At 70.0% G+C, this 26,721-nt stretch carries 24 protein-coding genes; 8 read left to right on the top strand and 16 right to left on the bottom strand.

Features of this window, described 5'->3' with window-relative positions; all coding sequences use genetic code 11:
* Positions 1–373: 373 nt before the first annotated feature.
* Both NQU54_RS10500 and NQU54_RS10495 read left to right on the top strand, forming a co-directional pair.
* Positions 374–625, top strand: coding sequence for a phosphopantetheine-binding protein (locus NQU54_RS10500; protein WP_257630824.1), 252 nt, complete (start codon positions 374–376; stop codon positions 623–625).
* Positions 618–989 (top strand): inorganic pyrophosphatase, encoded by a 372-nt coding sequence (locus NQU54_RS10495; RefSeq protein ID WP_257630823.1) that lies wholly within the window; start codon positions 618–620, stop codon positions 987–989. Before NQU54_RS10500 ends, NQU54_RS10495 begins: the two co-directional genes overlap by 8 nt.
* Before the next feature lie 15 nt (positions 990–1,004).
* On the opposite strand, the gene NQU54_RS10490 is transcribed toward NQU54_RS10495, so the two are convergent.
* The 4 genes from NQU54_RS10490 to NQU54_RS10475 are packed head-to-tail and all read right to left on the bottom strand — an operon-like array spanning position 1,005 to position 4,898.
* Entirely contained in the window at positions 1,005–2,012 is a 1,008-nt protein-coding gene (locus NQU54_RS10490) for a pyridoxal phosphate-dependent aminotransferase (RefSeq protein ID WP_257630822.1), read from the bottom strand.
* Positions 2,012–2,518, bottom strand: coding sequence for a hypothetical protein (locus NQU54_RS10485; RefSeq protein WP_078640442.1), 507 nt, complete (start codon positions 2,516–2,518; stop codon positions 2,012–2,014). Before NQU54_RS10485 ends, NQU54_RS10490 begins: the two co-directional genes overlap by 1 nt.
* The gene (locus NQU54_RS10480; protein ID WP_059148732.1) at positions 2,515–3,504 is read right to left on the bottom strand and encodes a hypothetical protein; all 990 of its coding nucleotides are present in this window, start codon (positions 3,502–3,504) and stop codon (positions 2,515–2,517) included. The genes NQU54_RS10485 and NQU54_RS10480 overlap by 4 nt, the downstream gene beginning before the upstream one ends.
* Positions 3,501–4,898: a nucleotidyltransferase family protein gene (locus tag NQU54_RS10475; RefSeq protein WP_059148733.1), complete on the bottom strand. Its 1,398-nt coding sequence runs from the start codon at positions 4,896–4,898 to the stop codon at positions 3,501–3,503. Before NQU54_RS10475 ends, NQU54_RS10480 begins: the two co-directional genes overlap by 4 nt.
* A gap of 81 nt (positions 4,899–4,979) precedes the next feature.
* Between NQU54_RS10475 and NQU54_RS10470 the strand changes: the two genes are divergently transcribed.
* The gene (locus tag NQU54_RS10470) at positions 4,980–6,314 is read left to right on the top strand and encodes an amidohydrolase family protein (RefSeq protein WP_257630821.1); all 1,335 of its coding nucleotides are present in this window, start codon (positions 4,980–4,982) and stop codon (positions 6,312–6,314) included.
* On the opposite strand, the gene NQU54_RS10465 is transcribed toward NQU54_RS10470, so the two are convergent.
* The 10 genes from NQU54_RS10465 to NQU54_RS10420 all read right to left on the bottom strand — a co-directional run bounded on the left by NQU54_RS10465 (position 6,305) and on the right by NQU54_RS10420 (position 16,139).
* Positions 6,305–7,030: a TenA family protein gene (locus NQU54_RS10465; RefSeq protein WP_257630820.1), complete on the bottom strand. Its 726-nt coding sequence runs from the start codon at positions 7,028–7,030 to the stop codon at positions 6,305–6,307. The genes NQU54_RS10470 and NQU54_RS10465 overlap by 10 nt on opposite strands.
* Positions 7,027–8,148, bottom strand: coding sequence for an NAD(P)/FAD-dependent oxidoreductase (locus tag NQU54_RS10460; protein ID WP_257630819.1), 1,122 nt, complete (start codon positions 8,146–8,148; stop codon positions 7,027–7,029). The genes NQU54_RS10465 and NQU54_RS10460 overlap by 4 nt, the downstream gene beginning before the upstream one ends.
* The gene (gene thiD / locus NQU54_RS10455) at positions 8,142–8,951 is read right to left on the bottom strand and encodes a bifunctional hydroxymethylpyrimidine kinase/phosphomethylpyrimidine kinase (protein WP_257630818.1); all 810 of its coding nucleotides are present in this window, start codon (positions 8,949–8,951) and stop codon (positions 8,142–8,144) included. The genes NQU54_RS10460 and thiD overlap by 7 nt, the downstream gene beginning before the upstream one ends.
* Positions 8,948–9,430 carry a TIR domain-containing protein gene (locus NQU54_RS10450; RefSeq protein ID WP_059148738.1) on the bottom strand — a complete coding sequence of 161 codons (483 nt, stop codon included), beginning with the start codon at positions 9,428–9,430 and terminating at the stop codon, positions 8,948–8,950. Before NQU54_RS10450 ends, thiD begins: the two co-directional genes overlap by 4 nt.
* Positions 9,417–10,433, bottom strand: coding sequence for a thymidylate synthase (locus tag NQU54_RS10445; RefSeq protein ID WP_059148739.1), 1,017 nt, complete (start codon positions 10,431–10,433; stop codon positions 9,417–9,419). The genes NQU54_RS10450 and NQU54_RS10445 overlap by 14 nt, the downstream gene beginning before the upstream one ends.
* Positions 10,430–11,260, bottom strand: a complete 831-nt coding sequence (locus NQU54_RS10440) for a phosphorylase family protein (protein WP_059148740.1) — start codon at positions 11,258–11,260, stop codon at positions 10,430–10,432. The genes NQU54_RS10445 and NQU54_RS10440 overlap by 4 nt, the downstream gene beginning before the upstream one ends.
* Positions 11,257–12,309, bottom strand: coding sequence for a phosphoenolpyruvate carboxykinase (ATP) (locus NQU54_RS10435; protein WP_257630817.1), 1,053 nt, complete (start codon positions 12,307–12,309; stop codon positions 11,257–11,259). The genes NQU54_RS10440 and NQU54_RS10435 overlap by 4 nt, the downstream gene beginning before the upstream one ends.
* A complete protein-coding gene (locus tag NQU54_RS10430) occupies positions 12,306–13,223 on the bottom strand; it encodes a phosphotransferase (protein ID WP_232545908.1) in 918 nt (305 codons plus the stop codon). The genes NQU54_RS10435 and NQU54_RS10430 overlap by 4 nt, the downstream gene beginning before the upstream one ends.
* A complete protein-coding gene (locus NQU54_RS10425; protein ID WP_257630816.1) occupies positions 13,220–14,485 on the bottom strand; it encodes a radical SAM/SPASM domain-containing protein in 1,266 nt (421 codons plus the stop codon). Before NQU54_RS10425 ends, NQU54_RS10430 begins: the two co-directional genes overlap by 4 nt.
* Before the next feature lie 61 nt (positions 14,486–14,546).
* Positions 14,547–16,139: a B12-binding domain-containing radical SAM protein gene (locus NQU54_RS10420; RefSeq protein ID WP_257630815.1), complete on the bottom strand. Its 1,593-nt coding sequence runs from the start codon at positions 16,137–16,139 to the stop codon at positions 14,547–14,549.
* A gap of 310 nt (positions 16,140–16,449) precedes the next feature.
* Between NQU54_RS10420 and NQU54_RS10415 the strand changes: the two genes are divergently transcribed.
* Both NQU54_RS10415 and NQU54_RS10410 read left to right on the top strand, forming a co-directional pair.
* Positions 16,450–17,517, top strand: coding sequence for an integrase core domain-containing protein (locus NQU54_RS10415; protein ID WP_257630814.1), 1,068 nt, complete (start codon positions 16,450–16,452; stop codon positions 17,515–17,517).
* 441 nt (positions 17,518–17,958) lie between these two features.
* The gene (locus NQU54_RS10410; protein ID WP_257630813.1) at positions 17,959–18,276 is read left to right on the top strand and encodes a hypothetical protein; all 318 of its coding nucleotides are present in this window, start codon (positions 17,959–17,961) and stop codon (positions 18,274–18,276) included.
* Positions 18,277–18,703: 427 nt separating this feature from the next.
* On the opposite strand, the gene NQU54_RS10405 is transcribed toward NQU54_RS10410, so the two are convergent.
* Positions 18,704–18,880, bottom strand: a complete 177-nt coding sequence (locus tag NQU54_RS10405; RefSeq protein WP_257630902.1) for a hypothetical protein — start codon at positions 18,878–18,880, stop codon at positions 18,704–18,706.
* A 506-nt stretch (positions 18,881–19,386) separates the two neighbouring features.
* Here NQU54_RS10405 and NQU54_RS10395 point away from each other — a divergent pair.
* Together NQU54_RS10395 and NQU54_RS10390 are read left to right on the top strand one after the other, a co-directional pair.
* Entirely contained in the window at positions 19,387–21,702 is a 2,316-nt protein-coding gene (locus NQU54_RS10395; protein ID WP_257630812.1) for a sacsin N-terminal ATP-binding-like domain-containing protein, read from the top strand.
* On the top strand, positions 21,620–22,153 hold the full coding sequence (locus tag NQU54_RS10390) for a protein NO VEIN domain-containing protein (protein ID WP_257630811.1): 534 nt from the start codon (positions 21,620–21,622) through the stop codon (positions 22,151–22,153). Before NQU54_RS10395 ends, NQU54_RS10390 begins: the two co-directional genes overlap by 83 nt.
* 726 nt (positions 22,154–22,879) lie before the next feature.
* On the opposite strand, the gene NQU54_RS10385 is transcribed toward NQU54_RS10390, so the two are convergent.
* The gene (locus NQU54_RS10385; protein ID WP_257630810.1) at positions 22,880–24,397 is read right to left on the bottom strand and encodes a serine/threonine-protein kinase; all 1,518 of its coding nucleotides are present in this window, start codon (positions 24,395–24,397) and stop codon (positions 22,880–22,882) included.
* Between the two features lie 158 nt (positions 24,398–24,555).
* On the opposite strand from NQU54_RS10385, the gene NQU54_RS10380 reads away from it, so the two are divergent.
* Positions 24,556–26,709, top strand: a complete 2,154-nt coding sequence (locus tag NQU54_RS10380; RefSeq protein WP_257630809.1) for an AIPR family protein — start codon at positions 24,556–24,558, stop codon at positions 26,707–26,709.
* Positions 26,710–26,721: the final 12 nt, after the last annotated feature.

Genomic DNA, 26,721 nt, shown 5'->3' with positions numbered 1-26,721 from the left:
GCCGACGGGGGATCCGTAGTCGTACACGGTCAGGTCGGATCCGTTGCGGCGACAGGCGCCGGCAGGCCCGCGGGCGTGCGGAGACGGCCCGGCGAGCGAGCGGCGCGGTGTCCGGCGCTGGGACGGTGAGTCATCCGGACAGGGCGCTCCGAAGGCACCGGCGTCGAGCGGCCCCCTCAGTCCGCAGCCCGGACCTGACGGGTTCGGGCGGCGCTCCGGCCGGAACGGCACAGGACGCCTCCCGCTCCCGACCGGACATCAGCCGAATTGTGCCGCCTTTCCCATAGAAGTGTTTCCGTGCGACTCGGCACTGGAAAAATGGAATGGATTCTGCGACGATTCGAGTCGTCACCGGAACGCGAAAGGCGAACTCATGGACAGGTGCGAGGTCACCGATATCGTGCGCGCACGGGTCGGTGAACTACTCGGCGACGCCCAGGGCATCGGAGATCTGGACATCCTCTCCCATCACGGTCTCAACTCGCTGCTCAGCGTCGAGCTGACGCTCCGCATCGAGGAGGATTTCGACATCATCTTCGAAGACGACGAGTTGAATTTCGAGAACTTCGAGACGCTGAAGAGCATTACTGACCTGGTGGCCGGAAAGGAAAGCGTCCATGGCTGAGCAGGAGGGTGCGACAGGAGGCGGGACGGGGTTCTTCGCCCACCTCGACGAGTTGGTCGCCTCGGCCGAGCTGGTCGTCGACCGGCCGAAGGGATCGCGCCACCCGCGCGTCCCCGAAGCCATCTATCCCGTCCGCTACGGGTATCTGGAAGGGACTACCGGCGGTGACGGCGACGGGGTGGACGTCTTCGTCGGCGACGCGTCGGACGCCGGCGTGGTCGGCGTTTTCCTGACCGCCGACCTGCTCAAGCGGGACGTCGAGGTGAAGATCCTGCTGGACTGCTCCCCCCAGGAGATCGAGCAGGTGCACCACCTGCTCAACGACGTACTGGAGATCGGCGGACTGCTGGTGCCCCGCCGGTAGGCCCGGGGCGCGGCCTCAGGGGCCGGTGTCCTGCCGTTGCGGCAGTGCCCCGGCCCGGTGTGCGTCCGGGTAGGGCAGGAGGCCGAGCGCACGGTGGTCGCAGTCGGCCGGGCAGCCCAGGAAGCACAGGCGTACCGTCCCGGCCGGGGCCCCGAAGTCCTGTCCGTCGCCGACGCGCAGGCCGTGCTCCCGCAGCAGGTGGTCCACCGGCTCCTCGATGCCGAGCCGTACCAGCACGCTGGCGCCGCCGTGCTGCCGGGCGCCGGACACGGCCGAGGCGTGGGCGGTGAGGGCGGCCACCGCCCGGCAGCGCTCCAGCAGCCGCTCGACACCCCCGTCCGCGGCGAAGCGGGCCCAGGCCCGCTGCCATACCGCCGGCGGGGCAGCGGCCCGCAGGTGTGCCTCGACCTGGGGCGGCACCGTGTGACCGTGCAGCCAGCCCAGCCGGGCCCACGGCCCGGCAGCTTTGGTCATAGACCCAGCGACGAACGCGCCCGGCACCCGCAGGCCCTCCGCACGGAGCCCAGGAGGGGTGAAGAACCGGTACGTCTCATTCTGCACCAGGACTCCGCCGTCGGCGACGAAGCCGGCCAGGCGGTCGGCGGCCGCCCGGTCCAGGCTCCAGCCGTCGGGGTTGCGCCAGGGCGAGGTGATCCACAGCAGGTGCTCGCGGGCGGGCCGGGCGATGCGGAGCGCCTCCCTCAGATCCGCCTGGAGCACCCGGGCACCGCACCGTTCGAAGGCCGTGACGACTCCGAGGAAGCTGGGCCTTTCCACCACGACTCTGCGTCCCAAGAGGGCGAACGGCGCCACCAGAGGGCGGATTCCCGAGCTGACGAGCGGCCCGCCCGCCGCCACGGACAGTCCGAGCACGGCGCCCAGCGCGGCCCGCAACTCGGGATCGCCCTGCCAGGGCGGCCGGGCGTCCCAGCCCGGATCACAGGCCGCCCGCCGAAGGCAGCGCCGCCACAGCTCCGCCAGCTCGTCCGGCCACCGGTACGGGGCTCCGGTCAGATCGTGCATCACAGCCCCGAACGGTCCCAGTCCAGCGCCCCGAGCCCGCGCGCGGACCGGAAGCGACCGATCTGCGCGGTGACCCGCACGGTGGCCGCGTGCCGTCCGGCCTGCCGGATCACCGGCAACTCGAACGGCAGCCGTGCGCGGAGCACGGCGTCCTGCTCGTCGACGGCCGCGTGCGCACGCTCGGCGTCGGCCTCGGTGGCCCGGTAGGAGAGGGGCAGGGCGCGCAGGGCTGCCGCCACGGGATGGCCGGAGGAGGCGATAAGCGCGTGCAGGTGCTCCCGCTCGGGCACTCCCTGCATCCCGTCCAGGGAACAGTGGCACACGAGGATCGCGTACAGCGCCTTGGCGCATGCCTCGACGCACAGGTCCCAGGCGCCCGTGGCCCGCGCCGCCTCGATGTCCTCCAGCGTGGGGTCGACCGAACGGGCATACCGCCAGGCGCCGTTGGCTCCGTGCGTCCCGAGCCACAGGCCGTCGATCCCGTCATCCGAAGAGAAAACAGTCACGGCTGCAGCCTCCCCCGCACCACGTCGGGATCGGCCACCAGGTCCAGCTGGGCACGCCTGAAGGCGTCCAGCAGCCGTCCCGGCGAGTGCTCCCCCAGCACCCGCGCGAGGGGGCCCTCGGCCTCCAGCCACTCAGTGAACAAGCGGTCGTGCCGGTTGACCAGGAAGCCGCGCCCGGCCAGGTCGGCCCGGCGCAGCCCCTCGGCGGGGCGGACGCGGACCGCTTCCAGTACACCGGAAGGCGTCCAGGCGAGCCGGGCGAGCAGTCCGGCGCCGCCGTCGGCGGGCGGTCCCGGGTCCGGCAGCGGCAGCCCGAGCCGTCGCACCCGGGCGGGCAGCCACTTCTCCCCCGTGGTCACATCGCCTGCGGCCCGGCAGTGCACCTCCAGGACGCCGCGCGCCGCGCGGTTCCACAAGTAGCCCGACGCCTGCGCGGTCCACCCGTCCGCCCCCTCCCGGGTGGCACGGTCGGCAAGGAGTGCGACGGCGGCGTCCACCAGGGCACGGTCAAGGGCCTGCCGGACGATTGCGGGCAGCAGCGCCCGGACCTCTTCCTCGGAGAAGAGCGCCCCGGTCCCGGCGTCCAGCGGCACGGCGTGCACCCAGCGGCAGAGCCAGCGCCGTTGGGAGCCCCGCACCGCGGGGTCCAGGGCGACCCGCCCGAAGGGCAGGTCGGCGACCGGGACGCCGCTCAGACGCGCCACCTCGCGCGCGGGCCACTGCGCGGGGAACAGCTCCACATCCACGGTCGTGTCGCCCACATGGTGCAGCCGGGATCCGACGGGTTGTTCCAGCCCGTCCACCAGGACGTGCACATCGACGTCGCTGCGGGCGTTACCGAACCCGGAGGCGAGTGAACCGACGAGGTAGCGGGGCCCGTGCGCCTTCCCCTCGTCCACCAGCGCGGTGATCCGGCCGGCGGTCAGGCCAACGGTGGCGAGCGCCTGCCCGGCGTCCGGCGGCCGGAGCCGTACGGTGCCGGTCATCGGCCCGCCTTCCCGGTGGCACGGACCACCGCGCGCGGCAGTACGCCCCACACCGTCGAGACGAAGACGGAAGAGCCGTAGGTCAGCGTCCGGTGGCCGGCCGACCAGCGCAGCCCGCCCTCCGGTGCGCCGGACCCGGTGCGGCCTTCGGCGTCGGAAGCGGGCGTGGTGGGGGCCGCGGCCGGCGTGAGCCGGTCGCCGGGCCACCGGTCGCCCGCGTCCGTGCCCTCGCGGTCGAGCGTGCGGGCCAGTTCGAGCGGGACCAGCCGCACGCAGCGCCACGGTGCGGGCCGCCGCGACAGCGCGGGCGCGGCGACCACCCGCGGACGGGTGGGCAGGGCGTAGAAGGCGAGGGCGCCGAGCACCGCACCCGCGCGGGCCGGGAGCGAACGGGTGTGCGCGCCGGCCTGCCCGAAGGCCCGGCCGGTGGTGCGCAGCACACGGACGGGCGCGGTGCGGGCCATCAGGCCGGTGGCGACCACCGGCCGGGCGGCGCGCCTCGGACCTGCCGCGATCAGGGCCTCCAGCACCTCCCGCTGGCCGGCGTCGGTGCGGGTGATCTCCAGGACGACGCGTGCGATGTCGGCCAGGTGCCCGCCCAGCACAGCGGTCCTGGCGTCGGCCGCGAGTGCGCCGACCTCGGCCGGGCCGAGCGTCCGGGCCGCGACCCAGAGGTCGTTGACGTCCTTGAGCGTGATGTGCACGTCTCCGCCGCTGTTGCCCAGCATCGGCCGCAGATTCGCGACCTGAGGCAGCGGGCGCAGGCCCGGTTCGGTCGGCGCGGGCAGCGGCAGCAGGCCGCAGTGGCCCGTGGAGTAGCCGGGGCCGAAGTGGATGTCCACGGCGGCGAATCCGCTCGGGCCCGTGAGTTTGTACTGCCCGTAGGGCCTGCGGTCCGTGGTCTGTTTGATCCACGGCAGTTCGCCATGGTCCGTGCGGTAACCGTGTCGCCGCAGCCGGTCGGCGAGCGCCAGTGCCTCCTCGGCCCCGGCGACGCAGACGTCCGCGTCGCGCAGTTCGCGCAGCTTCGGCTCCGGGTAGTCGGCCCGGCTGGAAAGGCCCTTGATGCCCCATACCGGGATACCGAGTTCGGTTCCGAGGCGGTCGAGCAACCCGGTCGCGGCGTCCTGCGCGGCGGCGCGCCTGATCCGCTCGGCGACGAAGGGCTCGAGTTCCCGGGCGAGTTCAGCGCCGTCCGACGCGGTGGCGAGATGGTCCGCGGCGATCAGTACGACCCGGTTGCGCCGGATCACGTCGGCGACGCGGTCCAGCGGGCGCTCGCCCCGACGGACCAGCGAGGCGATCCGGTCGAGTGTCTCCGCGATGGGCGACGCCGGGACGAGGACTCCCATCTGCAGTTCCGGAAAGGCGGCCGGGACACGGGTATCGGGCATGGTGGTCTCCTGGCGGGGGTCAGGGCTCTGCACGGCCGGACGGGGGTGGGAGGGCCGGACCGGGGCGGACATAATCTGGGCATGATCACGCAACCGGCCCGAGGAACAGAGGAAGCACCGGAACCGGCGCAACTGATGGTGCGGCGCGCACGGCTGGCCGACCGACCGGACCTGGTGGACATCCTGGTGCGCGACGGGCGGTTCGCCCGGATCGGTGCGTCGTCCGGGCGCGGCACGCCGGCCACCGTCGCCCGGGTCATCGACGCCGACGGGCGGCTGCTGGTGCCGCCGTTCGTCGATGCCCACATGCATCTGGACTCCGCGCTCACCCTGGATCCGGCCGACCCCAACCGCTCGGGCACGCTGCGGGAGGGAATCGCTGTCTGGGCGCGGAGTAAGACCCGGCTGACGGGCCGGCAGGTCTACGGCAACGCGCGCGAGGTGCTGCGCTGGATGGTGGCCGCCGGCACTCTGCACGTGCGCTGCCACGTGGACGTGAGTCCGGGCGCCCCGGACGCGCTGAGCGCTCTGATCGACCTGCGGGAGGAGGCCCGCAGCGTCTGCGATGTGCAACTGGTGGCCTTTCCGCAGGACGGGCTGCTGCGCGAGCCCGGCCAGCGCGAGGCGCTGCGCGCGGCCATGTCCAAGGGCTGCGACGTGGTCGGCGGCATCCCGCACTACGAGCGCACGCCCCGGGACGCGGAGCGGCACGTCAAGGAACTCTTCGACGTGGCACAGGAGTTCGACGCCGACATGGATCCGCACTGCGACGAGAGCGACGATCCGGGCTCCCGGCTGGCCGAGGTGGTGGCCCGTGAGACACTCGCCCGCGGCTGGCAGGGCCGGGTCGCGCTCGGGCACTGCACCGCCATGGCCGCCTACGACCCGGGCACCCTGGCGGCGGCGACCGGGCTGCTCGCCCGCGCCGGGATCGCGGTGGTGGCCAATCCGATGGTCAACGCGGTGCTCCAGGGCCGCGGTGACGCGCCGCCGGTGCGCCGCGGCATGGCGCCCGTGGCACAGCTGCTGGAGGCCGGTGTCACGGTGGCCTTCGGACAGGACTCCGTCCTCGACGCCTGGCTGCCGCTGGGCACCGGGGACATGCTCGCCGTCGCCCAGCTGGGCGCGCTCTTCGGCCACCTCACCGGACACACGCAACTGGCCGGGGTGCTCGACCTGGTGACCGTCTCGGGCGCGCGGGTGCTGCGGCTCGGCGAACGCTACGGGATCGCCGAAGGCCGCCCCGCCGACTTCGTACTGCTGGACGCCTCCGATCCGGTGCAGGCGCTGCGGCTGCTGCCCGCCCGGCTGCACGTGGTGCGGCACGGACGCGAGGTCGCCCGCACCGTCAGCCCGCGCGGCGAGCTGGTGGGGGACTTCGCGCCGGGCACGGTCGACCTCGGCCGTCACGGGTAGTCCTCCGCGGCGACCGCACGGGCGGCCTGGGCCACCGCGCCGCCCGGCCAGGCTCCGTCGAGTTCCCAAGCCGCGTCGAAAACGCGCACCTGGTGCTCCAGACTGCGGCGGTAGAGCCGCTGCAGCATGGCCCGTTCGGCGGCTCCTCCCTCGGCAGCGGCCCGCTCCACCACGTGGGCGTGCGCCGCGCACATCTCGGTGCGGGTGCGCCGGGTGTACATGTCCGCCCAGCGGCGGTAGGCGGGCGGGCCGGGGATCTCCACGCCCGCGAAGCGCTCCCCGATCACCTCGGTGAAGAGCGAACACGGGTAGACACTGGCGGCGATCTGGGCGAAGGTGCCCTCGTATCCCACGCGCACCAGGTGGTTGAGGTAGCCCTCGCGGGCCGGGGAGCAGGTCCACCGGTCAAAGGCGGGTTCGGCGCGGAAGCCGATCTCCTCGACCAGGGAGCGTTTCTCGCCGAGTTCACCGACGGTCGACAGGTCGTCCAGGACGTGGGCGGCGGCCTTGGCCCACGCGTGCCCGACCGGGGCCTTGGCGATGCCCAGGGCGAGGGTGCGGTTGAACTCGGCGACATGCGGACCGTCGTCGAGCTGGAAGAAGACGAAGCGTTCCGGGCTGAGCGTGCCCGCCGCCATCGCCTCGATCCAGGGATGGTGGCGGTAGGCCTCCCAGACGTCGGCGCAGTGCCGACGGCACTCCTGGAGGAAACTCATGTCGGCTCCTTCCATCGTCCGAACCGGAACCCCGCGAGCAATGCCTGCTGCTCCGCGGCGGGTGCGGCCCGCCCGTCCTGTTCGGCGTTGAGCAGACCGACGAGCAGGTCGGCCGAGCCGGGGCCGGCGATGTAGCCCTCGCCGCCGTGTCCGAAGCAGCCGTAGAGGCCGGGTGCCAGGCGGTCGACGACGGGGGCGCGGTCGGGCAGGAACGGCCGCAGGCCGCCGCGCTGGGCGGTGATCCGCAGCCGCTCCACGCCGGGGACCAGCTCGTCGGCGCGGCGCAGGATCCGCTCCGCGAGGTCGTCCGGCTCTGCCTCGTCGTGCGGGTACCAGGAGCCGCCGAGAACGAGGCCGCCGTCCGGCGTTTGATGGGCCAGCAGTGCCACTGACCGCGGCACGCCGATCACCGACTCGGCCAGGACGTGGTCGAGGGTGAACGGCGCGGGTTCGGTGACCAGTACCCGCCCACTCACGGAGGTGAGCGGAACGCGCAGCCCGAGGGGGGCGAGCAGGGCCCGCGCGCCGGCCCCGGCGGCGATCACGACGCGGGGTGCCGTGAACCGCTCCCCGTCGGCGCGCACGAACGCCCACCCGGACGCACCGGCCTCCTCCAGCCGGAGGGGTCCCAGACCGAGGCGCAGCGCCGTCCCGGCACCGGCAGCCTCGGCCAGCAGCGCGCCGACGACCGCCGCCGGCTCGATGCGGCGGCCCTCAAAGAGCAGCAGGCCCGCCGTGACCAGCGGACCGAGAGCGGGTTCCAGCGTGCGCAGCTCCTCCCCGGTGAGCACCTCGGCGTCCGGGAAGGTCCGCGCTCTACTGGTGTCGGCCGCGCCGGGCGCGGAGAGGACCAGCGTGCCGGGGGGCTCGGCGTCCCAGGGCATCCCGGTGCGTTCCGCAAGTTCCGCGTAGAGGGCCAGACTTCGCTGCCACAACGGCCGCAGTTCCGGCGAGGGCGGCACGAGCTGGCCCTGCGCGCCGAGCGAGGCCCCGGATCCGGCCGTTCCGGAGTCGAGCAGGGTGACGGCGGCCCCCTGGCGTGCGAGCAGCCAGGCCGTGGAGAGGCCGACCACTCCCGCGCCGAGGACCGCGACATCGCAGCCCAGTGAAGTCACCACGGCAGGCTTCCGGCGGTCAGCTCGACCGGATGGCGGCCGTTCCCGATGTCCGCCGCGCCGTGCTCGATGGCGAGCGAGACGGTCGCGTGCGCGGTGCGCGCGGCGCGGGTCAGCGGCATGCCCCGGGCGAGGAAGGCGGTGAGCAGCGCGGAGTGCGCGCAGCCGGCGCCGTGGTCACATCCGGAGGCGCGCCGGGGTCCGGTGATCTCGTGATGCCGTTCACCGTCGAAGAGCCAGTCCCCGGCGCCGCCGGGGAAGGCGTCGGTGATGAGGGCGGCGCGAGCGCCGAGTTCGACGATCGCCTCGGCCAGTTTCGCCGGGTCCTTCTCCTCCTCCAGCCGGGTCAGCCGCCGTGCCTCCGTCATGTTCGGGGTCGCCACCCAGGTCAGCGGCAGCAGTCCCTCGCGTACCGCGGTCACCGCTTCCTCGTCGCCGCCCAGTGCGGAGCCGGCTGCGCTCACCATCACCGGATCGAGGACCACCGGCACCTCGTCCAGCCAGACCAGCCGGTCCACCAGCAGCCAGATCAGTTCAGCGCTCCAGGTGGTGCCGATCTTGACTCCATCCGTGCCGATGTCGTCGAGCACCGCCTTCAGCTGGTGGCCGACCATGTCGGTGCCGATCGACGTCGTGGCGGTCACGCCCAGGGTGTTCTGCGCCGTCACACCGACGATCACGCTGGCGCCGTAGACGCCGGCCCGGGCGAACGCCTTCAGATCGCCCTGGATGCCCGCCCCGCCGCCGGAGTCGGAGGAGCCGATGGTGAGGCAGCGAGCGCGCGGCCCGGCGGGGTTCCCGCTCACGCCGGTACCCCCGTCCACGCCGCGTCCTCCACCGCATCGCACACGGCCTTGGTGTCACCGGTGTGCTCCAGAAGCCGTACGGGGGCGATCCCGGGCAGTCCCCCGACCAGCGCGGCGCACTCGGTGCCCGGTTCCACCAGGACGACCGTCGGGCGGCCGAGTGCGGAGGCCCAGCCGAGCTCCACGTGGGTGCCCGGGGAGGCGGGCTGGCCTGGCAGGGCCACGAACACCGAGCAGCCCAGCATCCACTCCCAGTCGCGCCGGGTGCACTCCTGGTCGCTGACCAGTGCGTCGCCCCAAGCCTCGGTCCGGTGAGCGCTGAAGACCCGCCATCCTCGTTCCTCGAACGCGTCGATCAGGGTGGTGTAGCCGGCCCGGTCGGCCTCCGGGACTCTTCCGGTGACCGGGTCGAGCAGGCCCTTGAAGGGTCCGCCGAGGAAGACGGTGAGGCGTGCGGGTCCCGGTTCAGACTGCGGCATCGGTGGCCTCCAGGGAGGACGGGGCCGCACCCAGCGTGGGGAAGCGGCGGTACATCAGGTGGCGGTAGAGCGGAGGCAGCAGGTCGGCCAGGTCGCCGGCGGGCTCTGCGGCGAGTGCCCGCCGGTGGAGTTCGAAGAGGGTGACGACCTGCGCCCAGTAGAGGGGCATGCCGAGGGCGTCGATCCGGTCGGCATCCAGACGCAGCGCGCCCGTGCGCAGCGCCTCCTCCAGTTCCAGCACCCGGGCGACATGGGGCCGGTTGTCCCCTTCGGGGAGCGCGGGCATGCGGTGGGGCGGCAGGTCACCGCGCGTGCCATCCGCCACCAGGCGGGCAGCCGCTTGCACATCGGGCCGGTACAGGTGCAGTGATCCGGCGACGTGTGTGTACGTGCCCACTGGCACGCGGAGCTGCCGTGCCATCGCCTCCTGGAGGAAGGTGAACGAGAAGACGTCGCTGACCATGCCCCGGTAGGCGTCGTTGGCGCGCATGTAGGCGACTGCGTGCAGCCTGCCCTCGCGCAGCAGGAACTGCAGGGCGAGCGTACAGGCGACATCCGGGTTGGCCGGGACCAGGAGCTCGCGCGGTTCGAAGATCTGGATGATCGCGCGCTTGGTGTCGGGGTCCTTCCGGATCGTCTCCGTGACGGCGGCCCACTGGTCAAGCGCGCCGGGGCCGTGGCGGAAGATCCGCGGCCCGTAGGCGGTGCCGGTCAGGTGCCTGCCGTCGACGGAGTACCGGGTCAGACTCGGCGCGTAGTGGGCCGGGAAGGCGAGGTCGTCGCGCCCGGAGAGGTACCAGAGGGCCTCGGCGAAGTTGAACACCAGATTGGTGCGCCGGACCGGGTGCGTGACCAGGCGGCGCAGCGGGTCGTCCAGGGTGAAGCCGGAACCGATGATCTCCTGGCTGTCGTGGCCGCGAGGGGCGTTACGGAACTGCGGCTCGTCCAGCAGCTCGGCCAGATGGTGCAGGTAGGCGTCCTGGAGCCCCTGGAAGCGGTTCACAGCAGGTCCTCGGGAAAGGAGGAGAACATGTCGCGGTGGTTGCCGGTCGCGACGCGCGCGCAGCCGCACTCCTCGGCGGGGGCGTCGCCGAGGGTGGCCAGTCCTGCCTCGATGATGCGCTCGAAGTGCTCGCGTCCGTCGGCGATCGCCTGCCGGGAGCGGGCGCGGAACACGTCGGGGTCCTGCTCCGCCTCGTTCTTCATGTCGTGGTAGGAGTCGATCGCCACCGCGATGGCGGCGTAATGCCGCCGGCGCAGCCGCGCCAGGGTGAACTCGGGGTCCAGGGTCTGCCCGACCAGCCGGACGCCCAGCTTTTCCATCAGGCTCAGCTCGGCGTCCGTCTCGATGCGGGCAAAGCCGTAGAAGTTGAAGTACACCCCGCTCTCGTGCACGGCCGTCCCGGTCTCGCGCGCCCCGCGGAGCAGCAGCGAGCGCAGCAGGGGGCAGAACGCCGGGACGACGTGCGCGTTGCTGAAACGGTTATCGCGCGGCGGCAGGCTGATGCCGGGACCCGAGAAGCTGATCAGGTCGTGCGGGACGACGAGGTCGCCGCCGCGCACCGCCTTGTCGACGCCGCCGACGACGAAGGTACCGATCTGGTGGTCCACGTCCAACTCGTCGAAGGCACTCTGGTTGGCCTGGTAGGGAATCTCCCAGCTCGGTGTGCGCCGGCCGGGGAAGCGGCCGTAGAGGAAGTGGGTCTCCACCCCGTGCAGGGCACCGCTGAAGATGCGGTCCACCGGGCCGTAAGGAGTGACCACCCGGTTGTGGCGGAACTCCTTCTCCCGGATGAGGTTCTCGGCGCGCAGGACGACTCCGAGCTTCATGCGGTCACCGTCCAGGCGGCCATGGCGGAGGAGACCGGTGCGACGGCGCGGGCGAAGTCCAGGAAGGCGTCCACCCAGCCACTGACCGGGTGGGTGAAGCGGAAGAACCGCAGCGAGCCCACCACGGAGCCGAGGACGTCGGCGGTGAGTGAGGGCGGCGGGGCGCCAAGGGCGTCGATCAGGTCGAAACGCCGTCGGTCGGCGGCATCCTCCAGGTATGCGCGCAGCACGGTGGCTGCCTCCTTGTCGTCCAGTGCGTGATCGCCCGATCGGTGCCGTACGGATCGATCCGGGTCGCTGACCAGCTCGATGAGCACGTGGGCCGGAGCCTGGACCTGTACCGAGCCGCCTATCCGCTCGACCGCTCCGGGGGCCAGGAACCGCTTGCCGGGGCGGTTGGAGGGGTGCGCGCCGGTCGCCTCGGCGAGCCGGGCCGCCGAGAGCACCGGTCGGTGCTCGCCCAGTGACTCCATCCGGATGCCCACCGAGCGCGGCCCGCCGACCATCCGCCAGCCCTCCGGGCCTGCGACGAGCAGGACGTCGTCGTTGGAGATCAGTGCGCCGCCGCTTCGGACCAGGGACAGCGCGGCGGTGGTCTTCCCGGCCATCTTCTCGCCCGTCAGGATGATCCCGGTGCCCGCCAGTTCCACGGCCGCGCCGTGCAGCGGGACGGCGCCCGCCCCGATCGCCACCGCCCGGCTGAGGGTCCGGGCATACCGGAGGCCGATCACCGGCAGCCACTCGGCCTCGGCGCAGAGCACGGTGATCCGGCGAGCGGCCGTGTCGAAGTCCGTGCGGTGCGCGGGGGTGCCGTCCGGTTCGGCCTCCGCCGTGCCACCGGCGGGTCCCCGGACCAGGTCCAGCTGCCAGTGGCTCTCCGGGGCGGGTGGCGTGCGCAGAGACCGTCCGTCCGGGCCGCAGGAGGGCGGGAAGAAGGGAGCGGCCAGTTCCTCCAGCGCGGCCACCGTACGGGGGTCTCCGGTGACGGTCAGCGTGATACCGGCCGCCGGAACGGCCAGCAGACGGGACGTCGAGCTCTTGGTCGTCATCGCAGGACTTTCAGGATTGTGAGGCCTTCGGCCTCGAAGTCGGGGTCGTCGGTGCGCCGTGCCGCGGTCAGCGTGCTGACCGCGCAGGACAGGCGGGCGAAGTCGAGCAGGACCGGGTCGGGCGGTCCCGGGTCCGTGTCCCGCTCCTGGCGGTAGGCGGCGGTGAACGCCGTGCGGCCGCCCCTGATCGCTGCCAGCTCCCGGTCCCACAGCCTCTGCAGGTCGACTTCGAACGGGCCGAGCGCGGCCCGCTCGAAGTCGAAGACCACCTCGCGGCCCCCGGCCCCGCGGGCGACGTTGCGCAGGGAGAAGTCGCCGTGCAGCAGCACCCGCGGAGCGGTCACCGAACGCCGTCCGGCCTCTCGCACCAGCGTGCTCAGCGCGGGTTCGGCCAGCCGCCCGCGGATCAACCCGTACAGGTCCGGCGCTTCGGCGGCCAGCGCCGACAGGTGCGTTTCGAGATGCGCCTCGCAGGGCGTCTGGTCCTGCAGCGGCGCGGCGCCGGGTGGAGCCGTCTCGTGCACGGCGGCCAGTAGGCGGCCCGCAGCCGCGGCGGAGTCGGCGGTCGGCGGGAGCGGGACGAGGCGTTCCCAGTCGAAGACCGCGTATCCGCCGAGGTCCGGGGCCGTTCCGCTGTCCAGCAGGCGCGTGCTGCACGCCGGACCGAGCGATCGGGCGACCAGCCGTTCGACGACCGCCCGGTCCTGTCGTGCGTAGAGCTTCACGAAGATCTCGCGCCTGCGGGCCGTGCCGCGGAACCAGGCGTTCGCCGACCTCTCCTTGAAGCTGTCGGCTCGCACCTGGACCAGGTGCTCGGCACCGATCCGTGCCGCCATCCGGTCGGCCACCCGCTGCGGCACCAGGTCGACCAGTGCCCCGTCGAGGACGCCGCCCTTCCCGGGCAGCGCGGTCACTTCGGCTTGCCGATCCAGGTGCACAAGTAGTCCATGTGCACCAGGCGTTTGTCGGTCGGCACCGTGGGCTGCTGCGGGAACTCTTGCTTGGGCGCGACGTCCTTGGGGCAGTACGGGTCCCGCACGAACAGCGAGCGCTTGCCCGTCTCGTGCGCATGGTGCAGGTAGGAGCGTCCGGCGCAACCGCCGCGGCAGGACTGCAGCAGCTCGCAGCCTTCGCACCCTTCCAGCAGGTGTGGGTTGGCGTTGCGGCGGCGGAAGGAGGCGAACTGCGGAGAGCGGATGATGTCGTAGAGGTTGTCGACCCGCAGGTCGCCCACCTTGTAGTCGTGCAGGTACACGCAGGGCGAGACCGGGATGCGTCCGTCAGGTGTTATGGAGTGGATGCGGAACGAGGTCCGGCCGCAGGGGCAGCCCTTGGCGTTCTGGTAGTCCGTCACCGCGGCGATCGGCGGCTCGCCGAGGTCGACCGGAGAGCAGTGCTTCATCAGGAAGGAGAAGCCCTCGTAGTACTGCTCAGCAGGCAGGAGCGAGTCCATGTGTTTGGGCTCCACGGGCTTGATGGGGTTGATCCGCAGGTGCGCGTCGTACTTGACCGCCAGTTCCAGCAGGCCTTCCAGGTGGGCCTGGGTGAAGTTCCAGTTCATCGCGCACATGATGATCGAGTGGTCGAGGCCGTACTCCTTGGCCAGCTCGAGGGTGCGGATCGCCTGCTTGTAGATCTTCGCGCCGCGGTTGGCGTTGTGCTCGTCCTCGAACGGGGAGTCGAAGCTGATGTCGAGGTCGTTGAGCCGGCGCCAGCTCGCGTTGTGGTCACGCTCCAGGTGCAGGGCCGTGATACCGGAGGTGGTGAGTCCCACGATGATGCCGGCGTCGGTCAGACCGTCGATGATCCTCGGCAGCAGGGTGTTCTTGGGGTTCGGCCCGTTGGTGAAGAGCGGTTCGTTGCCGCCCAGGTTCACCGTCTCGACGTCGTTGGCCGCCAGCTGCTCGACGATGCGGTCGACGATTTCGGGTGTGAAGTCCATGCCTTTTTCGCGGGCGGACATCGAGTAGCAGTGGGTGCAGCGGTAGGGACAGTCGTTGCCGAGCGTCCAGCCGATGTTCTTGATGTCGATCGGGCACTCGTCCGCGTCCTCATGCTCGATCGGGCCCACCGGCCGGGTGAAGTGCTCTTTCGCGTCGATCACCGCAAGCGGGAGCGACTTGCGCTGCCAGGGGAGTTCCACTTTGGCGCTCTGCTCTTCGGACACGTTGACCACGGCCTTTCCGTAAAAGGGAGAACTCTCCAGCGGCGGGAGGAGTAGGGGCAGTCGGAGGGGATCAGCACAGAAAGGGGTTGTCGTCCGCGTCGTAGACGAGTCCGACCTCGCAATACGCCTCCTCCACCTGCGTGTCGAGCTTCCGGTAGTGGGGGGCGGTGCGGGCGATCTCTGCCTCGACCAGGTCGTGGATCTCCTCTTCCAGGTGCGCGGTGGCCGTGGGCCCGGTGGCGACGTCGAGCAGCAGGCGGAAGAGATCCAGGTCCGTCTCGCGCAGTTCGACGGAGAGTCTGTGCATCAGGGCGAGTTCGGCGTCGTCCAAGGCCTTGGGGGCGGAAAGCGGGTCGATGGCCTTGTCGTAGACCGCCGCGTGCTCCTTCTGCCAGCGCTTGAGCGCGCCGTAGACGCACCGCACCCGGGGATCCAGCACGTCGTAGCGGGTGTTGCCGAGCGCGTCCTGGTCAATCTGCAGCCCGCCGCGCCTGGTCAGCGTCCTGGTGAAGCGGGTGCCGGCCGCGGCGTACATCTCGGTGAAGATGCCCTTGGAAATCGTCCACGAATAGTGGCGCATCGCGGCGTAGTTGTCCTCCAGTTCCGCCAGCGTGGTGCGGTCGTCGAAGAGGATGTGCCCGGCCTGGACGTAGATGCCGTGCGCCCGGAAGCGGTCCAGAGCGGCGAAGTTCTGCTCCACAGTGGCGCGTTTGGCCATCCGGCGCAGGGCGGAGGGGGAGAAGTTCTCGATACCGCAGGAGAAGGAGAAGAAACCGGCCCGGCCCAGCTCCCGGACCACGTCCTCCTCGGCGCGGTCGGCACGTATCGAGCCGCGCAGCCGGGGGCTCACTCCGCGGGACTCGAATTCGTCGGCGAGTTCGGCGCACCAGGCGGCGTCCCGCGGCGGTTCGACCAGCGAGTCGTCGATGACCTTGAAATACCGGGCGCCCTGTTCCCACAGCCGCTCGATCTCGTCGGCGACGTCCCGGATGCTGCGCTGGCGCCAGGTCGGTCCGCCGCCGACCCGCTCGAAGGCGATGATGGAGCAGAACGTGCAGGTGGCCTGGCATCCGCGAGCTGTCTGCAGGTGCACAAGGCTGCGCCGCGCGATCGTCAGGTCGAGTGTGTCGCGGTGCGGGTGCGGCAACTGTGCGAAGGGGAGCTTGGGGGCGGGCTCGGCGTTGTGCCGCTGGGTCCCGTCGGTGTCGCGGAAGCTCAGACCCGGAATGCGTTCCAGCGACGGGGTGCCGGTACACACGTGTTGGGCGAGCATCCGCATCGGCAACTCGCCCTCGCCGCGCACCACCGCGTCGAATCCGGCCTCCAGGAACTCCGCGGCGTGGAAGGTCGGACCGTAGCCCCCTGCCACCGTCACCGGCCGGACCCCGGCCCGGCGCACCAGCCGCATGGCCTCGATGGCGGGCATCATGTTGCTGCGGTAGCAGGCGAAGCCCACCAGCGCGGGGCGAGCATCGACGATGCGCCGCGCCAGCGCCTCCACGTCGATACCCTGCAGCCAGCCGTCGATGAGCGCGACCTCGTACCCTTCCTGACGCAGGTAGGCGGCGAGGTACCCAAGACCGAGGTTTTCCTCCGCGGTGCGGTGCGTGACCGGCGAGGGCGTGGCCAGCACAATGCGGTCCGGCCCATTCCGTTTGCTCATGGGGTTCAGGATCGCCCTCGGCGATCTCTGCCGGGTCGGCGTCGGATCGCCGCCGGACACGCACTCGCGAACTTCACTGCATTCCCCTGGCCCGTGACGCCGACGACCCAGCAAGCTGCACAGAGAGAAGGGAGATGACTAGTAGGACTCCGTTAGAGGTGGTTTTCATCTATTTTGCGTTGCCGCAACTACCTCACTGGAGTGCTTGCGTCTCTAGGGTGACAGATCGGTGGGGGCGCGTAGCGCTTCAAAACAGCTTCACCGCTGCTGACCTGGGCATTTACCCCGCGGTCGGGCATGATCAGTCATTGTGCTCGTACAGCTGACCTACCTACTCGCCACACGAATCTTCGCGTGGCTCGCTCTGCTCTGCCGATCTACCGCGGCCAAGAACGCCGAAATACTCATCCTGCGCCACGAGGTCACCGTGCTGCGCCGACAGGTGCCCACCCCAAAGCCCAACTGGCCGGACCGGGCGCTGCTTGCCGCACTCGCCCGGCTCCTGCCCCGCGCCCTCCGCGGCAACCGGCTCGTCTCGCCACGCACTCTGCTCGCCTGGCACCAGCGCCTGCTGAAGAAGAAGTGGACCCGGCCACCTCCCCCAGGCCGCCCACCGATATCCGAAGAAGTCCGCGACCTGGTCATCCGGCTTGGCATCGAGAACCCACGGTGGGGCTTCCGCCGCGTACACGGCGAGCTACGCCGCCTCGGCCACATCATCAGCACAGCCACCGTCCGCCGTATCCTGCGCGCCGCCAGCCTCAACTCAGGGCAATGCCGGCAGAAGGCGCGCAGAGAGTGGACGGAATTCCTCAGGGCACAGGCAAACGGCCTCCTGGCCACGGACTTCTTTCACATCGACACCATCGGACTGCAGCGGCTGTACGCCCTGTTCGCCATGGAGGTCCGCACTCGCACCGTCCACATCCTCGGTGTCACCGCCCACCCCACCGGCGCTTGGACCACCCAGCAAGCCCGACAGCTGCTCTGGCAGGTCGGCGACCGCATCACGAACTTCACCCACCTCATCCGCGACCGGGACCGGAAGTTCACGGCGGCTTTCGACGCCGTGTTCGCCAGCGAGGGCATAAACGTGGCCAAGATCCCGCCCCGGAGCCCCAACTGCAATCCGCATGCCGAGCGGTTCGTACGCTCCGTCCGCGAGGAGTGCACCAACCGAGTACTGATCTTTGGCAGAGGCCACGCGGAGCAACTCCTTCACGACTACGCCCGTCACTTCAACAGCCATCGGCCCCACCAAGGCCGAAACCAGCTCGCACCCCTCGACGACCCGAACGTCATACCGCTACCGACAACTCAGATCGCACGCAGACAGGCTGTCACAGGCCTCATCAACGAATACCACCGAGCAAGCTGACCACCCAACGAAACCCCAGCTCACGACCAGTGAAGCCGTTCTGAAGCGCTACGGGTCCCACGGCGACGCCTACTACCGCTGCCGCTTCCCCGAGGAATACGCCCTGGCCAACCGCGTCCACCACCCCCGCAACATCTACCTCCGCGAGAGCTGGATCACCGTGCCACTCGACAACTGGCTGGCGACAGTGTTTCTGCCGCACCGGCTCGACGACACCATCGACCTCATGGCGACCGCGGCGGCACCCGACCAAGAGCCTGCTGCCGCCGCAGTTGCCCGCGCGGTCATCCCGACTGCGATGCCAAGCTGGCCACCCACCGGGCCGCCCTCGAAGCAGGCGCCGACCCCACCCTCGTCACACAGTGGATCGCCGAGACGCAGGCCCGCCGGGTCAGAGCGGAGGCTGAGCTGCGCTCGTCGTCGAAGGGGGCGGGCGCCCGGATGTCCCGCGATGAGATCGCCCGGCTCGTCCGGTCTATCAGCGACCTGGCCGCCGTCATCCAGCAGGCCGAGGCCGAGGACAAGGCCGAGATCTACCGGCTGCTGGGGCTCCGGCTCACCTACGCTCCAGCGCAAGCGACCGTGCGCGCCGAGATCTCGCTCGGCTCGAAGAACGACAAATCCCCACGGCCGACGAACAACCGTGGGGAATTGGTACGTGTCCGAGGCCCGACACGCACCATACGTACACACCGGTGTTGCGGGGAGAGCTGCTTCTGCCGTAGTCCCCGAGTTCGAGCCGTTGGCGGCGCGCCGTGACATCGACGACATGCCGCCACCTCCTACGGCGTGGCGGGGAGGGGATCGCCCAGGTCGTCCGCTCGATCAAGGACCTGGCCGCCGTGGTGCGCCAGACCGGGCCCGAGGACAGGGCCGAGATCTACCGGCAGCTCGGGCTGCGGCTCACCTACGACTCCGGAACACACAAAGCGTCGGCCGAAATGAGACTCGACCAGCACTCTCACAAAGCCCGTGGGCTATCAGTACGCGCCCCCAGGAGCTATGTGGGCCGATACCCCACGGTTTACGCCCCGTACGACGGTGCTGGCGCTGGTGTAGCCGCAGGTTCGACACGTAAGAGGCGGTAGCACGCTACGAGCGTGTGTGGCCGGTCGAGCTCGGCTGCGAGTAATCTCGCCGGGGCCTTGGATCTCGTTGGCCCGCTTGAGTTCGGCGGTCTCTTTCTTCATCGCCTGATCTGCTCGGACTCCTCCGTTGTCGTCCCCGGACGCTGTCCGGAGCCGATCTGATCCTGCCGGACCCACTTGCGCAGCGTCTCGCGCGAGCCGATGCCCAGCCTGACCATGACCGCGTTGATCGCGGCGGACTCGGTCGGGTAGTCACCGCGGACCTCGGCGACCATGCGCACCGCGCACTTGCGCAGCTCGGGCGGGTAGGTGGAGGGGCGATGGGACGGTCGGAGCGGACACGCTCGACCGGTAGCCGTCTGCCGTGAACAGCCAGCCGGGCATTACGGTGAGACACGAAGACCTCCGTGCGGTGCGGTCCTAGACAGCTCCACCACGCCGGAGGTCTTCGCCATGATCAAGCCCGACTGGTGTTAACAACGTTCGTGATCAGTACAGCTATGACGCACGCACCGCCGTAGCATCCGCCACTGACAGCCAAGGCGTTTGAAGCATCTCTTTGAGTCATCCCATGCCGCTTCTAACCGGATGACTTCTGACCCGGAGCCGCCGCGCAGCTGCCTTTGGCCGACCCATGAATCACCACCAAGGTTGGCCGGAAAGAGCGAGCGTTGCTGCAAAAGGCCCAGGGCGAGCGCCATGGTTCCTGGCACGCACCCGTTGTGTGCGTGGTCACAGAGGGGGATAAGTGATTTCACCCATGCGAGACGGGGAGGCTGGCATGGCCTTCCAGGACATCATCACGGGGCTGACCCGGCGGCGTATCCAGATCTACGACCAGGCAGGGGAGGACTGGCGCTTTGCTGAGAGCCTGAAGTCGGTCAGTGAGGACACGGCCCAGGAGTACGAGGGCCGCGCCGTATTGGAGCTCATCCAGAACGGGCACGACGCGCTGGCCGAGTGCGGCGCTGGAAGGATCGCTGTCCTCGTCTGCCCGCATGCGGGCGAGAATGGTGTCCTGTACGTTGCCAACGAGGGCGCGGGATTCACCAACAGCAACTTCCGCGCGATCACGGAACTCGCCTTGTCGGACAAGGGCGCCGGGGAGGGCATCGGCAACAAGGGGCTCGGATTCCGCAGTGTGCTCGAGCTGACGGACTGGCCCGAGGTCTACTCCAAGGCGTCTCCGTCATCGGCGGAGTTCGACGGCTTCTGCTTCCGGTTCGCGCGGCCTGAGGACGTACGCGGGCTAGTGGACGACTCGGAGCTGGCCGATCGGGTGATCGAGGACATCTCGCCCCTGGCCTTGCCGGTCCCGGCTAAGGTCACCGATGCCGAGCTCACGTCCCTGGCCGCGGAGGGATTCTCCACAGTCGTACGCCTGCCACTGCGCAACAAGCACGCGGTGGAGGCCGCGATCGCGCAGGCCACAGAAGCGATCAGTGGCGAGGCACCGCTGCTGCTCTTCCTGGACCGGGTCGGTCAGCTGATCGTAGACGTCCAGGACGGCGGGGACCGGGGCGGTCGCCGCGTACTGGCCCGCTCCGTGGCCCCGTCCACGTTGGTTGCCCGGGAGGAGAGAGGGTGGGTCGAGGAGGTTGACCTCGCGGAAGGGGGACGCTATCTGCTGGCCCGCCGCACGCTCGCCCCCGAGGAGCTGCGACGAGTGATCGAACGGAGCGTCGAGGCACGCGAGATCGACGCGAAGTGGCTGAAGTGGGAAGGCGAAGCCTGGGTCGGACTCGCGCTCCGGCTGGACGAAGACCTGGAACGCGGTCTGCTGTACACCTTCCTCCCGATGTCGGATGCGGCCTGTGCACCCTTCCGCGGCCACGCCCACGCTCCGTTCTTCACCAAACTGGCCCGGCTTCACATCAGCGAGGCTGTGGGCCTGAACCCGTTCCTCCTGGACCAATTAGCCGAGCTATGCCTGCGGTTGGTGTCAGCACTGCGGGCTCAGGGGCCGTGTTCCGCGGTCCGGCATCTCGTCCTGGACCTCGTGTGCTGGGACGCCCCGGCCCGAATCGACAGGGTGCTCGACGGGAAGCTGGCGGACGAACCGATCGTTCCCCTGGTCGAGGCCGACGCGTGGGGCACGCTTCGGGCTTCGTTCGCATGGCCTGACGGGACGCGCCCCTGGACGGTCCTCACCGCCAAGGCGCTGGCCGAGGCCGGAGGGCCCCTCCTCGATCCTTCTGTCGGGCCACTCAGGGAGGCCCGTCTTCTCAAGCTCCACCAGGACCTTCTCACAACGCAGATGCTCCCTTCGTCGCAGACGGCTGCGGCGTGGGTGGAGCGCGTCGCCGAACGGTTGCAGCCCGCTCGAGAGGCCCAGCCGGTTCCCCTGTGGGCAAACTTCTATGACGACCTTGCGCGGGCGTTCGCGGACCACCCCGAAGACCTTAGCGGCCGGCGGATCATCCTCGATCAGGATGGTCGGCTCTGGCCCGCGCTCGGTGGTGCGGAGACGGCCGGCAAGAGCGAGCAATCCGTCTTCTTCCATCCCGAGGACGAGGGCGGCAACGGCACCGCTGAGGTGCCGAAGGCGCTGAAGGCCCTGCGTCGGCGTATGGCCTTCACCCATCCCGGCATCGCCTGGGAACGTCCCGGGCGTACCTTCCTCGAAACCCACCGGCTGGTACGCCCGTATCGGCCCGGCCGGGTCTTCGAGGCACTGAGAGATCTCCTCGCCAAGAGCCCCTCGGACGCCCTGTGCCGGGATGCCTTGGCCTTCGCCCTCCGCCTCTTCCCCTCACTCACTGCGGTCGAGCGCCGTCGGCTGCCCCAGACAGGCTTTCGCCTGCCCACTGGTGACGGCGACTGGATCAAGGCGACAAGTTGTCTCTTCTCCCCGGCTTGGGGCACCGAGGGAGGGCGACGCCTAGCGAAGTTCCTGGACGCGGGTGGCGACGAGATCCCGTCCCTGGCCGCCCTGCGTCAACGCTGGCTCAGCGGCCGCGCGGACTGTCGACGAGACCTTCCTCGCGCAGTCCGGGAAGGTGCGCCTCAGCACGATGGCGTCCGTACCGCAACCTCGCCGCGCACCGCACACGCGGACACCGAGGATCGTCATCTCGCGCAAGGCCCAGCTGAGTGAGGAACAGAAAGCAGCCATCGGCCTGGTAGGCGAGGTCTCCGCACGCGCCTGGCTGGAGCGCCGGTACTCCGACGTCCACTGGATCTCGGGCTACGCCGCGGTCCTCAACGAGGACGCGGCAGCATCCGACAGCCACGGCTACGACTTCGAGGTTGCCTACCGCAGCACCACACGCCTGTACGAGGTGAAGGCGACCAGCGAGTCGGACACAGAGCGGATGGAGTTCGAACTGGGTGTCTCCGAGGAAAGGGCGGCGCGAGAGTACGCCCGTGGGACCCGCTATCGGATCTTGCTGATCACCTCTGCCCTCGATCCAGAACGGCGACAGGTGCTCGAACTGCCAAACCCATTCGCGGCGGCCGGGCGTGACCGGTTCCGAGTGGTAGGCCGGGGTCTGCGATACCAGTTTTCTCCGACCCATGGAGCATCCCGCCCGATCTCGAAGAAATAAGAGATCAAGTACGCCGGTCACAGTGGGCGGTGCGGGAAGGCCCGTGTCTACTTCTCTGGTTTCTACGACATCGAGCGATCGTTGAGGCAGAGTGGATCGCGGGGCGCGCGTGGGCATGCCCGATGCCTGGAGCCGGCGAGTGCCGACCCGTGATGGTGGATTTCAGAACCTCTGGTATGGAGATAAACCCGAGGACACCGGGCGGCGGCTGCATGTGGCATGCGCGGGCTCACACGCTGCTTAAGCGGCGCGACGGTATCCCGGCCGAGCATCGGCGGCAAGCTCGGTCCGGGATTCCGACGACTTCCACCGTCCACGCCCCAGGGCTCGAGCAGCTTGGCGGTCTGCGCGAGCGTGACCTGGGAGAAGGGGAAGAGCGTGCCGGGAGGACTCGTACCGGGACCCTACGGATCGCGCCACTCAACGCCGAACTAGAGCTGGCGCTGCCGAAGCCGCCGACCGGAGTCCGGGCGAGGGGAGGAATCGGTTGTGCCTCCGCGCAGCTGCAACCGCGCGTTCTTCGCCCGGAGCGCAGCGACCTCAGCTCGCAGCTCATCGATCACGCCGACCTGCACAGCGACCAGCGTGGCAGGCTCCTCGTACGACGGTCCCGGCCGCGATACGACCAAGAAACTACAAGACCGTCAGATTGCCGAGATCACCGGGTCTCGCCGCAGGTCAGCACCATCCGTGAATGGACACGCCTCCACGCTGCTCACCAGCTCCTTATTCGGTCGCTCCTCCCGCGAGTTGGATGCGGTTGAGCAGCTCGCGGGAGCGCACCGCGGCGGGGTGTTCCGGAGGAAGTTCGCTCACAAGGCTTCGCAGCAAGTCGGCCGCCTCGCTCGCGCGATGCAGTGCCAGCAGAAGGTCAGCGATCTTCTGCCGAAGCGTGACGACCTCGGCGTGCGGGGCGTCTGGCAGCAAAGAGCGGTACTCCTCCAGTGCCTGTTCGTGCTCGCCGAGTGTGGCCAGGCACAGCGCGATGTGTTGACGGTATTCACGGAGGTCACTGCCGTCCGTCGCTTCGGCTGCCAAATGCCGGAACGCGCCGAGAGCACGGCGAAAATCCTCTCCTGCGAGCAGGACGCCCGCGTGGATGCGCCGAGTCTCCGACAAGCGCGGGTCGAGCGGGTCGGCTTGGTCGAGCAGCTCCTCCAGTACGTGGGCGGCCTGCGTGAAACGCCCCTCCTCGAACAGCCGCACCGCTTCCTCCTCCCCCTCCTGGACGAGCGCGTCGGACAGTGCGGCGGGCGGTGCGGGACGCCCCGGTCCAGGCACGGCGCGTACGGCTGGGCGGCTCTTGGGAGCGAGCGGGGTGCGATAGGGGAGGGTGGGATCCGCCAGGCCGGACGGGCCTCGCGGTGCGGTACCGGAGCCCAGTGACGGAAGGTGTGGGACAAGCCAGTCGTGGACGGCATGCGCATCAGTAGGGCGGTCGTCGGGATTCTTCTCCAGGAGGTCCAGGACGAGCCGTTCCAGCTCGACGGGGACGTCGGGCCGCAGGGAACGAAGTGGTTCGGGGCTGTCGTGGACGTGCCGCAGCGCGGCATCGCCCGTCCCGCTGAACACCCTGCGCCCGGCGAGCATCTCGTGCAGGACACACCCCAGAGCATAGAGGTCGCTGCGCGGGCTGACGCCGACGCCCAGGAACTGCTCGGGGGCCATGTAGTCCCGGGTGCCGACCGGGCGACCGGTCTCGGTCAGCTGGGCCGTGTCGGTTCCTAAGGCAGAGGCCACACCGAAGTCGAGGACCTTCACCGCCCCGCTGCTGTCGATCATAATGTTGCTCGGCTTCAGATCCCGGTGGACGACGGGTACGGCGTGCGCGTATGACAGCACGGAGCAGACCTGCGCGGCTACGGCGACCGCCCACTCGACGGGCAGGGGGCCCTGCTCGGCGAGGATGTCCCGCAGGTCCATGCCCCGGATTAGCTGCATCACCACGTACAGTTCGGCGGCCTCGTCGGGCGAGTCGGCGTTCTGGTCGATGGCCGCGTCGTACACCGCGGGTACGCCCGGGTGCTCGATCCGCGCCGTTACACGGGCCTCCCGCCTGAACCGGCCTACCAGCACGGCGAGTTCGGCGGGCGTGCGGGCCTTCTCGACGCGGATCTGCTTGATGGCGACGGGCCGGTCGAGGACGATGTCGTATCCCTCCCAGACCAGGCCCATGCCGCCGGGCATCGGCAGCGCGCTCAGCTCGTATCGATCGGCGATGCGTCGGGTCTGGCCCATGGTCATGTGGTGGCGTCCTCCTGACGTATGGGGCACCTGGTCCTCGAAAGAGCGTACGGCAGGTCCACGCGGACACTGACTCCCGCACATGGTGAGCGAATGGTGCCGGGCTACGCTGGCCCGGCGCACACAAGCGGGGTGGCGACGAGGGGTCGAGGAGAAGCGTGAGCGGTACAGGGCGGGGGCCGTCGAGGACGACGCGTCAGGAACTGCACCAGATCGAGGAGGGACTCAAGCGGGGCTATCGGGGACTTATCGACGAGAGTGGTCTGGAACAGAAGTCGGGCCGCGACCTGGAGCGCGCATGGCTGTCGCGGGCAGTGGCAGCGACAGCGCTGCGCCGCAAGACCGGCCTGGACCACGAGGCCTGCGCGAAGGCTGTCATCGACGGGTACGAGGACGGCGGGCTCGACGCGGTCGCGGTCACCGACGGAGCTCAGGTGTGGCTCGTCCAGGCCAAGTGGAACGACAGGGGGAACGCGGGCTTCAACCAGAACGCGGCCCTCGCTCTGGTCGACGGGCTCAGCCTGTTGGAGCAGCGTAAGTTCGAGGTGTTCAACGACAAGCTGCGGCCCTTCACCGCGCAGCTGGACTCCGCACTGGCGGACGCCCGCCTGAAGATCCACCTGGTGATCGCGCTCGTGGGGGACGACCCGCTCAGCAAGCACGCCACGGACGTCCTGGACCGTGCAGTCGAGGACCATCGCGGGCACGGCCCCATGCTCGGCTATGAACTCCTGGACGCGGGTGAGCTGTTGCAGCAGCTCAAGGACGACCGGGCGCCCGCCCCGGTGGACGTCACCGTGCGGATGCAGAAGTGGATCAAGCGAGACACGCCGTTCACCGCCTTCCAGGGCACGGTAGCGGCTGGCGAAGTGGCTGAGTGGTATGACAGGCACGGTCCGCGCCTGTTTTCCCAGAACATCCGGAACTCCCTCGGCCTGACCACGATCAACTCCGGCATCCAGAAGACATTGGCCGAAGAACCCGACAACTTCTGGTATTTCAACAACGGCATCACGGTACTGTGCGACAGCATCGAGGAGCGCTGGATCGGGCGCCGTCGCCCCGACGAGCCGGTGGACCTCATCTTGGGCAACGTCAGCGTCGTCAACGGCGCCCAGACAGTCACCTCGATCCACGAGGCACGGAGCCTGACACCGGACACCGTCGAAGATGCAGACGTCAGCGTCCGGGTGATCGCCCTGGGCGACCTCGGCGACGAGCGGGCCACCTACGCGAAACGCATCACGCAGACCACCAACACCCAGAACGATGTATCGCTACGGGACTTCATCGCCCTGGACGACACCCAGGCGCGCATCCGCGAGGACTTCGACCTGTCCCTCGGCAAGCAGTACGTGTACAAGCGCGGCGAGGCCGATCCGGCGCCGGAGGCGGGCTGCTCGGTGGCGCATGCCGCCGTCGCGCTGGCCTGCGCGCACCGTACGCCGGAACTGGCGGTTCGCGCCAAGAGGTCGACGGATCTGCTCTGGGAGAGCGGCCGGCTCGGCAACTACGCGCGGCTGTTCGGCGAGGAGCCGAGCGCCCTGCGTATCTGGCGCTGCGTCCTGGTTCACCGCGAGGTCGGCGAGGCGCTGGAGCGGCTGCACGAGCAGGTTCGCGGCCGGGCAGCTGACACGACGCTCCGCGGTGACCTGCTGATCTGCCATCTGGTCTTCCAGCTCCTCGCCCCCGGCATGGAGGACGTCGACGACCCGCACTTCGACCTCGCGCCGCTCCTCGCTCGCGTCCCGGACCTGGTCAGACCGGTCGTGGAGTGGCTCATCCACCAGATCGACACGGTCTACGGACCGCAGTCCTTCCTCACCAGCACCTTCACCAACGAGGACCGCTGCAAGGAACTCGTCGGCCTTGTCCTGCCGATGGTGCGGGCCGAGCGGTCCGTCCCGGAGGTCCCCGACACCTACCAGCCGCCCGCCCCACAGCCCCGACGCCGACGCCGCCCGAACGCGGTGCCGACCCTGGTGACCGCCCGGCTCCTGGCGGAGGGCACTCCCGTCCTGTACGTCCCGATGAACGCCCCGGAAGAGAAGGCCGTACGGGCCTGGCTGACCGCCGACCCCCGCAGGGAGCAAGCGAGTTGGACGAACGACCGCTCCAAGCCGCTGGTGTGGGCCTACGACGGCAACCCCTACTCGGCGAGCGGCCTCGTCAACCGCATCTGGGAGCTGGCTGGCTGGGATCAGGCGCCGACCGCTGTGCAGGGACCGGCACGTTGGGTCGTCGGCGGCAAGAAGTCCCTGTGGGACATGGCCGTGGAGTGGCTGGCCACCGAGGAGGAGACGGAGGGCTGACAGCCACCGTCA

The organism is Streptomyces malaysiensis subsp. samsunensis, from assembly GCF_024519315.1.
In the GTDB taxonomy this organism is placed as follows: Bacteria; Actinomycetota; Actinomycetes; order Streptomycetales; family Streptomycetaceae; genus Streptomyces; species Streptomyces malaysiensis.
Note: the sequence above shows the minus strand (reverse complement) of the source record. Positions and strands in the feature narration are given on the sequence as shown.

Bases quoted from the DNA above. Each gene is read 5' to 3' on its own strand.
- NQU54_RS10500 (WP_257630824.1), top strand. From the start codon at position 374: ATGGACAGGTGCGAGGTCACCGATATCGTGCGCGCACGGGTCGGTGAA.
- NQU54_RS10495 (WP_257630823.1), top strand. From the start codon at position 618: ATGGCTGAGCAGGAGGGTGCGACAGGAGGCGGGACGGGGTTCTTCGCC.
- NQU54_RS10490 (WP_257630822.1), bottom strand. From the start codon at position 2,012: ATGCACGATCTGACCGGAGCCCCGTACCGGTGGCCGGACGAGCTGGCG.
- NQU54_RS10480 (WP_059148732.1), bottom strand. From the start codon at position 3,504: ATGACCGGCACCGTACGGCTCCGGCCGCCGGACGCCGGGCAGGCGCTC.
- NQU54_RS10475 (WP_059148733.1), bottom strand. From the start codon at position 4,898: ATGCCCGATACCCGTGTCCCGGCCGCCTTTCCGGAACTGCAGATGGGA.
- NQU54_RS10470 (WP_257630821.1), top strand. From the start codon at position 4,980: ATGATCACGCAACCGGCCCGAGGAACAGAGGAAGCACCGGAACCGGCG.
- NQU54_RS10465 (WP_257630820.1), bottom strand. From the start codon at position 7,030: ATGAGTTTCCTCCAGGAGTGCCGTCGGCACTGCGCCGACGTCTGGGAG.
- NQU54_RS10450 (WP_059148738.1), bottom strand. From the start codon at position 9,430: ATGCCGCAGTCTGAACCGGGACCCGCACGCCTCACCGTCTTCCTCGGC.
- NQU54_RS10440 (WP_059148740.1), bottom strand. From the start codon at position 11,260: ATGAAGCTCGGAGTCGTCCTGCGCGCCGAGAACCTCATCCGGGAGAAG.
- NQU54_RS10435 (WP_257630817.1), bottom strand. From the start codon at position 12,309: ATGACGACCAAGAGCTCGACGTCCCGTCTGCTGGCCGTTCCGGCGGCC.
- NQU54_RS10420 (WP_257630815.1), bottom strand. From the start codon at position 16,139: ATGAGCAAACGGAATGGGCCGGACCGCATTGTGCTGGCCACGCCCTCG.
- NQU54_RS10410 (WP_257630813.1), top strand. From the start codon at position 17,959: ATGTCCCGCGATGAGATCGCCCGGCTCGTCCGGTCTATCAGCGACCTG.
- NQU54_RS10405 (WP_257630902.1), bottom strand. From the start codon at position 18,880: ATGGTCGCCGAGGTCCGCGGTGACTACCCGACCGAGTCCGCCGCGATC.
- NQU54_RS10395 (WP_257630812.1), top strand. From the start codon at position 19,387: ATGGCCTTCCAGGACATCATCACGGGGCTGACCCGGCGGCGTATCCAG.
- NQU54_RS10390 (WP_257630811.1), top strand. From the start codon at position 21,620: ATGGCGTCCGTACCGCAACCTCGCCGCGCACCGCACACGCGGACACCG.
- NQU54_RS10385 (WP_257630810.1), bottom strand. From the start codon at position 24,397: ATGACCATGGGCCAGACCCGACGCATCGCCGATCGATACGAGCTGAGC.